The sequence below is a fragment of the Streptomyces sp. NPDC002838 genome, from assembly GCF_040295365.1.
GTDB lineage: Bacteria > Actinomycetota > Actinomycetes > Streptomycetales > Streptomycetaceae > Streptomyces.
Map to the genome: position 1 here is coordinate 58,239 of NZ_JBEOVF010000019.1, position 12,109 is coordinate 70,347.

Below are 12,109 nucleotides of genomic sequence, written 5' to 3' on the forward strand. Positions count from 1 at the left end.
CGGACAGCTGCAGAGTCGGGATGCCGGGCGGCTTCAGCCCGAAGCCCTGGGCATACAGGGAGAGTTCGGATTCCAGCACCCGGATCATCGTCTCGGCTCGCCGGAACCCGTGCCCCTCCCCCTCGAAGGCGAACTCCTCCAGCACACACCACACTTCCCCGAGGTCGAGGCGCACCTGCGGTTCCGCCCAGCGCAGTCCGCCGCCGAAGGGGGACACGGGGGTGAGCGGGCGCGGTTCGCCGCCCGGCTCGTACCGGTGGAGGCGCTGGTCGGCGAAGTGCACGAAGACGACGAGCGGCACGCCGTCGACCACCGTCCCGGCCCAGGGCTGTCCGCCGTACTCGATGGCCCGACTGCGCACGTTCCACGGAGCCGACAGCACCCGACTCCTCGGTGCCGCCCGCCCGTCTCCCGCGACCGCCCTTCCCAGGAGGCGCTTCGCGCCCCACCTCCTGATTACGCCGTCGTACGAGTGTGCGCCGACCGCCCTCGGTGGGCCGCGGCTCGGTCCACCAGACCTCGTCGCCGACGAAGCCCACGAATTCGGGGTGCCCGTCGTGCGCGGCGGCGAGTGCCGCGTCGATGGGCGAGGACCACGAACCGTATGCCGACGTCCGCATACTGTCTCCCACTTGCCTACGCCGTCCGCAGGAAACGGTCGAGCACCCGCACCCCGAAGTGCAGCGCCTCGACCGGCACGCGTTCGTCGACTCCGTGGAAGAGCGCCTGGTAGTCGAAGCCCTCGGGGAGCTTCAGCGGCGCGAAGCCGTAGCCGGTGATGCCGAGGCGTGAGAACTGCTTGGCGTCCGTGCCGCCGGACATGCAGTACGGGACCACGTGCCCCTCCGGCGCGAACTCCTCGACGGCGGCGCGCATCTTCGCGTACGTCGGCGAGTCCACCGGTGCCTGGAGGGCGACCTCGCGGTGGTGGAACTCCCAGTGCACGTCCGGTCCGGTGAGCCGGTCGAGCGTGGCGCGGAACTCGGCCTCGGCGCCGTACAGGTAGCGCCCGTCGACGTATGCCACCGCCTCCCCCGGAATCACATTGATCTTGTATCCGGCGTCCAGCATGGTCGGGTTGGCACTGTTGCGGACGGTCGCCTCGACGAGGCTCGCCGCCGGGCCGAGCTTGTCCAGCAGCGCGTCCACGTCGCGCGGATCGGTGTCGATGCCGTACAGCGCGGCGAGCTCGGTGAGCGCGGCGCGCACGGTCGGGGTGAGCCGCAGCGGCCACTCGTGCTCGCCGATCCGGGTGATCGCGGCGGCGAGACGGGTCACGGCGTTCTCGCGGTTCACCTTGGAGCCGTGCCCGGCCCGCCCGCGCGCCGTGAGCTCGATCCAGCCCGTGCCGCGCTCACCGGCCGCGATCGGGTAGATCTGCCGCCCGGCGCCGTCGTGGAAGGTGAACGCGCCCGACTCGCTGATGCCCTCCGTGCAGCCCTCGAACAGCCCGGCGTGCCGGTCGGCGAGGAATCCGGAGCCGTCCTCGGCGCTCGCCTCCTCGTCGGCGGTGAAGGCGATGACGAGGTCGCGGCGGGGCCGTACGCCCTGACGTGCCCAGGCCCGGACGACGGCGAGGATCATCGCGTCCATGTTCTTCATGTCGACGGCGCCGCGCCCCCACACGACCCCGTCGCGGACCTCCCCGGAGAAGGGGTGCCCGCTCCAGTCCCGGGCCTCGGCGGGCACGACGTCCAGATGACCGTGGACGAGCAGGGCGTCGGCCGACGGGTCGGTCCCCTCGATCCGGGCGACGACGTTCGTACGGCCCTGGGCGCGCTCCAGGAGCGTGGGCTCCAGGCCCGCCTCGGCGAGCCGTGCGGCGGCGTACTCGGCGGCGGGCCGCTCCTGGCAGTCGCCGCCGCCCCGGTTGGTGGTGTCGATGCGGATGAGGTCGGAGGTGAACTCGACGACCTCGTCCAGGGCCTGCTGGTCAGCCATACTGCTCCTCCACCGCGGCCGAGACGATCGTGGTGACCGCCTTGAAGGTGCGGATCCCCTCGTACATGCGCTCGCTGGTGTACACGACCTTCCGCTCGCCGACGCGGGCCACGCCCGGTACGACGGTGGCGGCCATCGCGAGGTGCTCGGCGTCGAATTCCAGCGCGATCGTGAAGGGGCCGCCCGGTACCGGCTCCTGCCGGGCCGCCAGGGCGGCGGCCTCCTTCGCCGCGGCCCTGATGTCGGCGGCGGTCCTGCCCGGCGTACGGCACACGGCCGCATACCGCGACACGTGGTCCTTGACGGCTACCTTCAGCGCCTCGGGGGCATAGCCGAGCGCGTCCTCACAGGCCACGTCGTCACCGGTGACGAGGACGACCGGCACGCCGTACTCGGCGACGACATGCGCGTTGAGCAGCCCCTCGCTCGCCCGTACGTCGTTCAGCCACACCCCGGTGATGGAGTTGGCGAGGTAGGTGTGCGCGAGGACGCCCTCCATGCCGGCGCCCGCGTGGTAGCCGACGAAGGCGATGCCGTCCACATCGCCGTGCTGCACGCCCTCCACCATGGACAGGGACTTGTGCCGCCCGGTGAGCATCCGCGCCCGGTCGTCCAGTCGTTCGAGCAGCAGATTGCGCATGGTCCAGTGCGCCTCGTTGACGAGCACCTCGTCGGCGCCCCCGTCGAAGAATCCCAGCACGGCGGCGTTGACGTCCGAGGTGAACATCGCCCGGCACCGCTCCCACTGCGGCGTCCCCGGCAGCACGTCGGCGGGCCACGTCACACCGGTGGCTCCTTCCATGTCGGCGCTGATCAGGATCTTCATGCTGCGTCACGTTACGCGCCGGCGGGGGAACCCGCCACGAAGGGGACGGGAGGTTCGGCAGCGTTCCCCGCGCCGGCGCCAGTAAGGCCGCTTCCCTCCGTACGGTACGGAAGTACGTCTCCTGATGGTGCGTCAGTCCGTCGGTCCAGACGATTGGACCGAATGGAAGAGGGGTGACGGCTGCGGAGCCGCTCCTGAGCGGGAGCACGGCGATAGTGGGCCTCATGACTGATCACCAGCAGGGGCGCCGGTCCCGCAAGAGGTGCGAGAAGCGGCAGTGGGAGCTCCGTGAGTCGGTTCGGTCGCGCATCGGCGAACTCCGGGCCCTGCTGGAGACCAAGAAGCAACGTGCGGAGCGGGACGACGACCCCTTGGTACGGGACGCGGCACCGGTGCTCTACGGGAGGGCGGTCGCCGAGCTCGACCTCGCCGAGGAGCGGCTCGATCACTGCGACTGCCCCCGGCGTCTGACTCCGACGCACCTGGCTTCGGCCCAGACCCACCTCGACGCGGCGCTCAATCTTCTGCTGCGACTCGCCCCGCTGGACGACGTCACGGCGCGGATCCCCAACCTGCTGGCCCTGATCCGGGAACACCTTCCCGTCAGCGATCCGCGGAGGATCCGGGTCGAACAGATCACGAAGAACGCGCTCACAGCGACACCGGAGTCGAGGCGTCTGACCCGCGAGGAACGCGAGACGCTCATCGACGCGGTGACCGTCGCCCGCCAGACCCTGCAGCGCGAGCAGCTCCGTGTCCTCAGCTTCGTCCGTATCGTCCTCTGGGTGACCTTCGGCCTCGCGGTCATCGCGATCGCGGTCGCCGTTCTGGGCAGTCGGCACCCGGAGCTGGTGCCCCTGTGCTTCCAGCCGGTCCAGCCCGATCTCAGGTCCTTCGCCGTCGTCTGTCCCACCCGGACCCGGCCGTTCCCGGAGAAGAGCCACGAGAACTTCGCCAAGGTCGCAGGCCCGTGGGACTACCTCGTCGTCGAGATCATCGGGATCGTTGCCGCCTCCGTCGCCGCGGCGGCCTCGCTGCGCCGCATCAAGGGCACGTCGACCCCGTACAACGTGCCGGTGGCCCTGGCGCTGCTGAAGCTGCCGACCGGCGCGCTCACCGCCGTACTGGGTCTGCTGTTGATGAGCGGGGAGTTCGTGCCCGGGCTGACCTCCCTCGACTCCTCGGCGCAGATCATCGCCTGGGCCATCGTCCTCGGCTACGCCCAGCAGGTCTTCACCAGGTTCGTCGACAGCCAGGGCCAGGCTGTGCTGAACGCTGTGGGCGGCCCGGGTGACTCCCGGTCGGCGCAAGGCGGCGAAGCCCGGGATACGGGCTGAAGCCAAGCAGAGGACCGCCGTCCTGCCCACGGCGACAGGGCCGGCCGAGCGGGTCAGGCGGGCTCGGCCGTGGTGCCGCGTACGACGTCCTGCGACCTGCGGTCTCGGGCGGCGAGGGTGTCCGCGGGAGCGGTCGGGCCGAGCAGGATCAGCGCCTCGCCACGGAAGGCCGGCAGCGTCTCGACGGCGGTGTGCTCGTGTCGGGTGCGGGTCTGGGTGCTGAGGACGAGGTCATAGCCGCACGAGCAGGCGACCGCGCACGGCAAGCGCGTCCAGGCCCTCGGCGGCGCCAGGAACCACGCCGTCGTCCTGCCCGACGCCGACCTGGAGTTCGCCGCCAACCACATCACCGCCGGCGCCTACGGCTCGGCCGGCGAGCGCCGCATGGCCGTCTCCGTCGCCGTCGCGGTCGGTGCCGCGGCGGGCGGCCTTGTCGAGCTGTTGGAGCGCAAGGCCCGCGAGGTCGAGGTCGGCCCGGCGAGAAACCTGCGCAGCGCCGCGGCCGGCCTGTAACCGCTCCCCTACGTGGCCCCGTTCCCGCCGGCCGGGAACGGGGCCACGGCTGTACCCACGTATGGAGGACAGGCGGTACGGCCTTCCGCTCAGCCCCCATGAATGCGGTCGACGAGGATGTCGATGACCAGCGGCGTGCGCGGCCCGAAGCTGAGCAGCACCCCGTCCTCCAGGGTGACGACCCGTCGGTTCGTGCCGGCCGGTGTCTCGCGGATGCCCGGGATGTCGACGAGGCCGTCGACGCCGCCGACCGATTCAAGGCCCTTGTCCATCATCAGGATCACGTCCGGCTGGGCGCTGACGAGCGCTTCGCTGGTGAGGGGCGTGAAGGGCTTGTCCAGACCCGCCTCGACGCCCGCGTCCACCGCGCCCGCGGCATCGATCAGCGAGTCGGCGCCCGACCCCTTGCCGCCCATGAGATAGACGGCCGCGCTGCCCCGCATGTACAGGAAGGCCACCTTGGGCTCGCTGCCCTTCGGAGCGGCAGCGCGGGCGGCCGAAAGTTCCTTGTCCATACGGGCGTTGAGGGCCTTGCCCGCCTCCGGGACGCCGAGGGCCTCGGCGATACGGGTGGTGCGCGTGGAGACGTCGGCCGGCTTGGTGGCCGGGTCGAGGACGACGACCGGAACGCCGGCGTCCCGGATCTGGTCGACGGCCTCCTCGGGACCGGTGTCGGTGTCGGCCAGCACCACGGTCGGCCTCAGCGACAGCACGCTCTCCGCGCTCACGTCGTGTGCCTTGGTGACCTGCGGGAGCTTCTTCGCCTCCTCGAAGGTGGCGGTGATGTCACGGCCGACGACCCGGTCGCCGAGCCCGAGCGTGAACACGATCTCCGCCACGCCGCCGTTGAGCGGCAGGATGCGCGAGGTGTCCTCGACGGTGACCTGGCGCCCGTCGGAGGAGTCGACGGTGACCGGCAACTCGGGTGTGGGCGCCTTGCCTTCGAGGGGCACGAGGGTGTTCTTCGCGAGTTGTCTCCCGGCCGCCGCCGCCCGTGCGCTCGCGGACACCGGGGACGCGCCCGGCTCCGAAGCCGTCCCCGAGGAGTCGGAGCCGCCCCCGCACGCGGCCGTCAGCAGCGCGAGGGCCAGGGCGAGGGGGGCAATACCCCGGCGCCGCAGGCACTTTGCGGATCTTCCGGACATACGCATCGCTCAGCCTTTCGAGTCTCCCATGTGGCATGCATACGATCAGTAGCTTAGGTTAGGTTTACCTTAATAACTCTTGGTGGGGGTGTTGACGTGAATGGGGCAAGTGGCTTGCGCGGCAGGCGAGTTGCGGGGGCGGCCGCGGCCGCGGCGATCGTTCTGACGCTTCCGACGGGCTCGCCCGCGGCAGCCGCGGGCACCTCGGCGACCGGGCCGGAGGGGCAGAAACTCACCGTCCCCAAGGCCTCCGGACTCGACCCTGCGGGCGAGACGGTGACGGTGTCCGGCACCGGCTACAACACCGAGAAGGGCATCTACGTCGCCTTCTGCGTGGACAACGGCGCCGGCAAGACGCCCACCCCCTGCGTCGGCGGTGTCGACATGTCCGGCGAGTCCGGGGCGTCCGCGTGGATCTCCTCCAACCCGCCGTCGTACGGCGAGGGACTGGCGAAACCGTACGGCGGCAGCGGACACAAGGGCACGTTCAGCGTGCGGCTCAAGGTGCGCGCCAAGGACGCCAACACCGACTGCACCAAGTCGGGCGTGACCTGTGCCGTGATCACGCGCAACGACCACACGCGCGGCGGCGACCAGACCCAGACGGTCCGCCTCCCGGTGACGTTCGGCGGCAGCGGCGGGAGCGCGACGGGCGACGACAACGCCTCGCCGACGCCGAGCGCCACCGCCACCGCCACCGCGAGCACTACAGGCGGTTCCGGCGACACCGGCGAGAAGCCGTCGAGCGGGCCGCTGGCCAGTACCGGTTCGGCCGCCCTGACGGTCGGGCTCACCGCGGCCGGGCTGGTCGCGGCCGGCACCGGCACCTGGTTCTGGGCGCGCCGACGCCGGGCCGGGCAGGCGGGCGGCGCGAGCGCCGGCTGACCTCGGGCGGTGCGCGCTCGCTGACACCGACTCAACCTCATAGCAGAGGGAGAATTGAAGATGGCGAAGAGACCCGGTGCCGCCGCTCTGGCGGGCGGCGCCCTGCTCGCGCTGCTGTGCCCGGGCTTGGCGACCGCACAGGACGGGGAGACGTTCCCCCGCGAGGTGTCCGGCGGTTTCGCGAGCTGGGCCACGGCCGAGGCGGAGCTGACCGACCACGGCGTGTCGGTCGATGTCACCGAACCCGCCGTACGGGGATCCGGCGACCGCGCCTGGTTCCCGGCCACGGGCGGTGGCACGGACCCCGAAACCGGTGACGCCGAAGTCGAGTTGGCCGGTACGGCCCGGCTGACCGGGTCCGTCGCGTCCGCGCAGCCCCTCACGCTCGGCGGTCTGCGGCTGGAGCTGCGCGGCGGCGAGGGCGCACTCTTCGCGCGTACGGCCGTCGACGGCGAGGCCCGCGAACTGGCGCTGGCCGATGTGGCGACGGACGACGCCTCCCCCGCCGTACGCACGGGCGGCGTGACGTGGACCGGACTGCGGGCATCCCTGACGGACGACGGCGCCCGACTGCTGTCGCGGTGGAGCGGGCAGCGGTTCACGGCGGGGGACGGCCTCGGCCGCCTGGAGGTGACGGTGGGGACAGGGAGCGGCGACGCACCCGAACTGCCGGATCCGCCGGCCGAGACACCGCAACCGTCCCCGAGCGCCACCGCCCCGGAGAAACGGCAGACGGCGCCACGGCGACAGAGCGGACCCTCGGCCGCGGTGGCGCACGCCGGCCTCGTGGCGGGCGGCGAGCAGGAAGTCAGCGGCGCGGGCTTCGAGCCCGGCGAGGTGGTGCTCGTCGCGATCGACGAGGACACCCGGTACCAGGCGGTGGCCGACGAAGAGGGCCGTATCTCCCGGGCCTTCCCGGTGTACGCGACGGCCGCCGAGGGCGCGCACTCCGTCGAGCTCTACACCGTCTCCGGAGAGCGCGGGGCCGTCACGCGTTTCGAGGTCCGGGCCTCGGACTGATGGGCATCGAGGAGCGGGCCGCACGGTCCGCTCCTCGGCATGTCCAAGTCCCGTCGTACTCAAGGGAGTTGGAAGTCCCAGACGGTTCGTTGACAAGCAGCCGGGAATCATATTTAGGTTTGCCTTACCTAACCCCGAGCCTCAACCCTCAGGGTTCCACGCACCGAGAAAGGTGAAGTGCTCACCATGAGAGCCGTTCCTTCCGCCCGCACCGCCGCCCGCACGGGCCTCGCCGCCGCCGCCTCCGCCGCCCTCACCCTGGGCCTGGCCACCTCGGCCTCCGCCGCCACCTCGACCCGCACGATCGTCGACGGCAGCACCACCTACAACCTGTCGGTGACCGCGCCGGACTCGGCCGCCGCCGCCGGCCAGGTCATCACCGTCACCGGCTCCGGCTTCAACACCGGCCAGGGCATCTACGTCGGCCTGTGCGTGGTCAACGGCGCCCCGGGCGCGAACAAGCCCACCCCCTGCCTGGGCGGGCAGGACGAGGACGGCTCGGCCGGCGCCTCGCACTGGGTCAACAACACCTTCGGCGGGATGTTCGCCAACAGCTCCAAGTTCGGCAGCGGCGGCACCTTCAGCGCGCAGATCTACGTCAAGGCGACCCTCGAGGACGGCCGGGTCTGCGGTGACGACGTCACCTGCGCCGTCGTCACGCGCGCCGACCACTTCGACACCAACGACCGCAAGTACGACGTGCACGTCCCGATCAGCTTCCAGTAAGCGCCCGTAGCTCCGACGGGTCCCGCGGGTCGGTCGTCCGGCCGGCCCGTTCCGGCACGTCCAGGGTGCGGGGCGCACCCGACAGTGAGGAAATCTCCATGCATCGCAGACGCCCGGCGGCGCTCCTCGGCGCCGCCGCGCTCGTCACCGCTTCCGTCGCCGTCGGCTCCACCGCCCAGGCCGCCGACACCCCGAAGACGGCACTCGGCAAGGACGGCCAGAAGCTCACCGTCTCCGCCTCCGCGCACCTGAACCCGGACGGCGAGAACCTCCGCGTCACCGGCTCCGGCTACGACGACACCAAAGGCATCTACGTCGCCGTGTGCAAGGACAACGGCGACAACCGCATTCCCAGCCCCTGCCTCGGCGGTGCCGACCAGAGCGGAACCAGCGGCGCGTCGAAGTGGATCATCCCCGAGGGCGCGCCGGACGAAGGCGCCGGCGAGGTCGCCATTCCGTGGGGCGTCGGCGGCACCTTCGACGTCGAGCTCGAGGTCAAGGCGAAGGACGGCGGCCTCGACTGTCTGCAGGTGACCTGCTCGGTCGTCACCCGCGTCGACCACAACGGCACCGGCGACCGCTCCCAGGACGTCCGCATCCCCATCAGCTTCGAGGGCCAGGACCCCGGTGACGGCGGCGGCGACGGCGTGGACGTACCGGCGGGCACCGTCAGCTACGCGCGGTCGGCCGAGTTCACCACCGCGGGCCGGCCGCTGGACCTCATGCTGCACCCCGACTCCGGGAAGCTGTACGTCGGTTCGGACAACATCCCCGACACCGCGGACGTGGCCGAGCAGGGCCTGTACGCCCTCGACCCCAAGGACGGCAAGGTCCTCAGCCACATCGCCCAGGCCCCCGGCTCCACCGGCGCCCTGGCCCCCCGGGTGGTCCGCCGTGTCGTCGCACCGCTCCCCGGCGACGGGGCCGTGTTCCACTACCCGCTGCGCGGCATAGGCACCGCCAAGGACGGCGACACGGCCGCGAAGGGCGTCTGGCTCACCGGCACCGAGGTCACCGGCATCGGCGCGGGCGCCGACGCCGCCGGTGTCCTGGTGGCGCAGGGCCCCGCCCTCTCCGAGGTCGAGACGGCCACGGGCACCGTCAAGCGGACCCTCACCCTCGACGGCGGCTACTACCTCGGCGTGGACACCGCCCACGACGCCGCCTGGTCCACCGGCCTCACCGGCGGGCAGCTGCGGCGCGTCGACACCGGCTCCTTCAAGGTCACGGCCACGGCCGAACTCCCCGACGCCTCCGTGTTCTTCGTCGAACCGGACCCGGCGACCGGCAACGTCTGGGTGGGCAGCGGGGACGACGTGCTCGTCTTCGACAAGGACGCCAAGCTGCTGACCACCCTGAAGGGCAAGGACCGCCCCACGGCGGCGGGCTTCGACAGGACCACCGGCGAGGCCTTCGTGCTGCGGGAGGACTACGGCAACGCCGACAACGGCGCGGACAACACCGGCTCCCTCCAGGTGTTCGACAGCGCCACCTTCGAGCAGGCGGCCGAGCCGGTCGCCCTGCCCGGCAGCCGCGCCGGCACCCATGCGGGCCTCGCCGTCGCCCCGGGCGCCACCTCCGTCTATCTCACCAACCAGGAGGAGAGCGAGGTCGTGAGGTTCGACCGCCGTGTCTCCCCCAAGGTCACCCAGTCCCCCACCGACCAGTCCGTTTCACCGGGCGACGAGGTGACGTTCGTCGCCGCGGCGGAGGGCACCCCAAAGCCCACCGTGCGCTGGCAGGTCAGCCCGGACGACGGCCAGACCTGGTCCGCGGTCGAGGGCGCCACGAAGAACGCGTACTCCTTCACCGCGAAGGCCTCGCAGGACGGCTACCTGTACCGCGCCGAGTTCACCAACTCCGTGGGCACGACACGCACTTCACCTCTCACGCTCACGGTCACCGAGGCCGGCGGGGGCAACGGCGGCGGTGACGGTGGCGGCGACGGCGACACCGAGCCGTCCGGCACCAAGACGGTCACCGGCCCGGAGGGCCAGAAGCTCACCGTCACACCGGTCAACAACCTCGCCACCGAGGACCAGACCCTGAAGATCACCGGCTCCGGCTACGCCGAGGACAAGGGCATCTACGTCGCCCTGTGCGTCGACAACGGCACCGGCGAACTGCCCACGCCGTGCATCGGCGGCGTCGACATGACCGGCGGGTCCCACTCCTCCGCGTGGATCTCCTCCAACCCGCCGGACTACGGCGAGGAGTTGGCGATCCCGTACGACGAGGGCGGCTCCTTCGAGGTCGAGCTCACCGTGGACGCCAAGGACGAGTTCACCGACTGCTTCAAGGCGACGTGCGTGCTCGCCACGCGCGCCGACCACACCCTCTCCGGCGACCGCTCCCAGGACGTGAAGGTCCCGGTCAGCTTCGTCGGCCAGGACCCGGTGGACACCGACCCCGGCACCGGTGACACGGGCGGTACGGGCGGCTCCGGCTCGTCGGGCGGTACCGGCACCACCGGCGGCGGCACCTCCGGCTCCACGACCGGCGGCACCGGCACCGCGGGCACGTCGACGGCGGGCGGCAGCCTCGCCTCCACCGGCGTCACCGTGCTGTCCGTCGCCGCGCTGGCGGTCGCGCTGCTGGGCGCGGGCTGGGTGGCGTACCGCCGCGGCCGTGTAGCCGGCTGACGGCCGCCCCCTGCGGTGATTCGCCCTCCGGTGCTGACGGTGCCGGAGGGCGAGCCCCTTTTCGAGCGAGGTCAGAGGGAGATGGCGACGGCGTTGTATGTCGTCTCCGGCGTCGGGGTCGTCGTGAAGCGCGCGTTGACCAGGTAGAGGCGGTCACCGAAGCGCGCGGCCGTGGTGGGCACGTCGAAGCGCGGGTCGGTGATCGTCTCGCGCAGGGTGGCGGTGGTGACCTTCTTGTCGAGGTCCCAGACGCTGATCAGGTTGAGGCGGTTCTGTACGACGTAGAGCGTGCGGCCGATGCGCCACAGGCCGTCGCCGTTGACGACGGTGTCCTGGCCGACCAGCTTGATCTTGGTGGCGTGGCCGGTCTTGGGGTCCACGTGGTAGAGCTCGCCCGGCGTGCTCTTGACCACGATCAGGCCGCGGCCGTCGGGGGTGCCGACGATGCCGTTGGCGTTGTTGACGTCGGGCAGCTGCACCCAGTCGCCGGTGAGCGGCAGGGTGCGTATCTCGCCGTTCCTCCCGCCACGCCGGACGGCGTAGAGGGCGGCGGCACGCGAGTCGGTGAACCAGGCGCGGTCGCCGAGCAGGGTGACGTCGTTGATGAAGTGGCCGGTGGTCTCGCTCAGTTGGTGGGTGACGAGGAGCTCGCCGGTGCGGGAGTCGTGCACCCGGCCGACGCCGGTGTTCCCGGCGACGTACAGCAGGCCCTCGCGGTCGTCGACCTTCAGGCCGACGGAGATCAGGCCCGTGCCGCCCGCGTAGAGGACCTTGCCCTCGCCGGTGCGCAGGTCGGTGCGGTAGATGGCGCCGTTGGCGCGGGATCCCATGTAGGCGTACGGCTTGTTGCCGATGGCGATGCCCTCGGGGAGCCAGCCGTTCGGCAGCGGGAACTCCGTCGGCCAGCCGGCCTTCGGGGTCGCGCTTGCCTGACTGGCGCCGACCGTCACGGCCAGGGCGGCCAGCGCGGTGCCGCCGAGGACGGCGCGCCGGGTCGGGCGGGGGTGGGTCGAGGTCACGGTGGGGCCTCCATGATGTCGGTTTTGTTGACAACTGCATCGACAACTACGCTGA

General features: G+C 71.7%; 10 protein-coding genes and 2 pseudogenes. 6 read left to right on the forward strand and 6 right to left on the reverse strand.

Annotated features, from left to right (window positions below; translation table 11 throughout):
* Positions 1 to 118: 118 nt before the first annotated feature.
* The 3 genes and pseudogenes from ABT063_RS23975 to ABT063_RS23985 form a co-directional block, all read right to left on the reverse strand.
* A pseudogene (locus ABT063_RS23975) lies at positions 119 to 620 on the reverse strand (S9 family peptidase); the annotation flags it as partial.
* A 16-nt stretch (positions 621 to 636) separates the two neighbouring features.
* Complete coding sequence (locus ABT063_RS23980; RefSeq protein ID WP_351059812.1) at positions 637 to 1,941, reverse strand: M20/M25/M40 family metallo-hydrolase; 1,305 nt, start codon at positions 1,939 to 1,941, stop codon at positions 637 to 639.
* Entirely contained in the window at positions 1,934 to 2,767 is an 834-nt protein-coding gene (locus tag ABT063_RS23985; RefSeq protein WP_351059815.1) for a M55 family metallopeptidase, read from the reverse strand. Before ABT063_RS23985 ends, ABT063_RS23980 begins: the two co-directional genes overlap by 8 nt.
* A 224-nt stretch (positions 2,768 to 2,991) precedes the next feature.
* Here ABT063_RS23985 and ABT063_RS23990 point away from each other — a divergent pair, with 224 nt between their 5' ends.
* Positions 2,992 to 4,104: a hypothetical protein gene (locus ABT063_RS23990; protein WP_351059818.1), complete on the forward strand. Its 1,113-nt coding sequence runs from the start codon at positions 2,992 to 2,994 to the stop codon at positions 4,102 to 4,104.
* A 53-nt stretch (positions 4,105 to 4,157) separates the two neighbouring features.
* Here the strand turns inward: ABT063_RS23990 and ABT063_RS52255 are convergent, their stop codons facing one another.
* Complete coding sequence (locus tag ABT063_RS52255) at positions 4,158 to 4,445, reverse strand: hypothetical protein (RefSeq protein WP_502990874.1); 288 nt, start codon at positions 4,443 to 4,445, stop codon at positions 4,158 to 4,160.
* Here ABT063_RS52255 and ABT063_RS24000 point away from each other — a divergent pair.
* Positions 4,345 to 4,581, forward strand: a pseudogene (locus tag ABT063_RS24000) (aldehyde dehydrogenase family protein); the annotation flags it as partial. The gene ABT063_RS52255 and the pseudogene ABT063_RS24000 sit on opposite strands and share 101 nt — an antisense overlap.
* Before the next feature lie 125 nt (positions 4,582 to 4,706).
* On the opposite strand, the gene ABT063_RS24005 reads toward ABT063_RS24000, so the two are convergent.
* Complete coding sequence (locus tag ABT063_RS24005) at positions 4,707 to 5,768, reverse strand: heme/hemin ABC transporter substrate-binding protein (protein ID WP_351059821.1); 1,062 nt, start codon at positions 5,766 to 5,768, stop codon at positions 4,707 to 4,709.
* Positions 5,769 to 5,876: 108 nt separating this feature from the next.
* Between ABT063_RS24005 and ABT063_RS24010 the strand changes: the two genes are divergently transcribed.
* The 4 genes from ABT063_RS24010 (at position 5,877) to ABT063_RS24025 (ending at position 11,035) form a co-directional block, all read left to right on the forward strand.
* A complete protein-coding gene (locus tag ABT063_RS24010; protein WP_351059824.1) occupies positions 5,877 to 6,647 on the forward strand; it encodes an LPXTG cell wall anchor domain-containing protein in 771 nt (256 codons plus the stop codon).
* Positions 6,648 to 6,707: 60 nt separating this feature from the next.
* A complete protein-coding gene (locus ABT063_RS24015; protein ID WP_351059826.1) occupies positions 6,708 to 7,667 on the forward strand; it encodes an HtaA domain-containing protein in 960 nt (319 codons plus the stop codon).
* Positions 7,668 to 7,853: 186 nt separating this feature from the next.
* Positions 7,854 to 8,393: a hypothetical protein gene (locus tag ABT063_RS24020; protein ID WP_351059829.1), complete on the forward strand. Its 540-nt coding sequence runs from the start codon at positions 7,854 to 7,856 to the stop codon at positions 8,391 to 8,393.
* Positions 8,394 to 8,491: 98 nt separating this feature from the next.
* Entirely contained in the window at positions 8,492 to 11,035 is a 2,544-nt protein-coding gene (locus ABT063_RS24025; RefSeq protein ID WP_351059832.1) for an immunoglobulin I-set domain protein, read from the forward strand.
* 71 nt (positions 11,036 to 11,106) lie between these two features.
* Here the strand turns inward: ABT063_RS24025 and ABT063_RS24030 are convergent, their stop codons facing one another.
* The gene (locus tag ABT063_RS24030; RefSeq protein WP_351059834.1) at positions 11,107 to 12,054 is read right to left on the reverse strand and encodes an SMP-30/gluconolactonase/LRE family protein; all 948 of its coding nucleotides are present in this window, start codon (positions 12,052 to 12,054) and stop codon (positions 11,107 to 11,109) included.
* Between the last annotated feature and the right edge of the window lie 55 nt (positions 12,055 to 12,109).

Excerpts from the sequence above, each read along its gene's own strand:
- ABT063_RS24025 (WP_351059832.1), top strand. The coding sequence starts at position 8,492 with ATGCATCGCAGACGCCCGGCGGCGCTCCTCGGCGCCGCCGCGCTCGTC.
- ABT063_RS24020 (WP_351059829.1), top strand. The coding sequence starts at position 7,854 with ATGAGAGCCGTTCCTTCCGCCCGCACCGCCGCCCGCACGGGCCTCGCC.
- ABT063_RS24005 (WP_351059821.1), bottom strand. The coding sequence starts at position 5,768 with ATGCGTATGTCCGGAAGATCCGCAAAGTGCCTGCGGCGCCGGGGTATT.
- ABT063_RS23990 (WP_351059818.1), top strand. The coding sequence starts at position 2,992 with ATGACTGATCACCAGCAGGGGCGCCGGTCCCGCAAGAGGTGCGAGAAG.
- ABT063_RS24015 (WP_351059826.1), top strand. The coding sequence starts at position 6,708 with ATGGCGAAGAGACCCGGTGCCGCCGCTCTGGCGGGCGGCGCCCTGCTC.
- ABT063_RS23980 (WP_351059812.1), bottom strand. The coding sequence starts at position 1,941 with ATGGCTGACCAGCAGGCCCTGGACGAGGTCGTCGAGTTCACCTCCGAC.
- ABT063_RS23985 (WP_351059815.1), bottom strand. The coding sequence starts at position 2,767 with ATGAAGATCCTGATCAGCGCCGACATGGAAGGAGCCACCGGTGTGACG.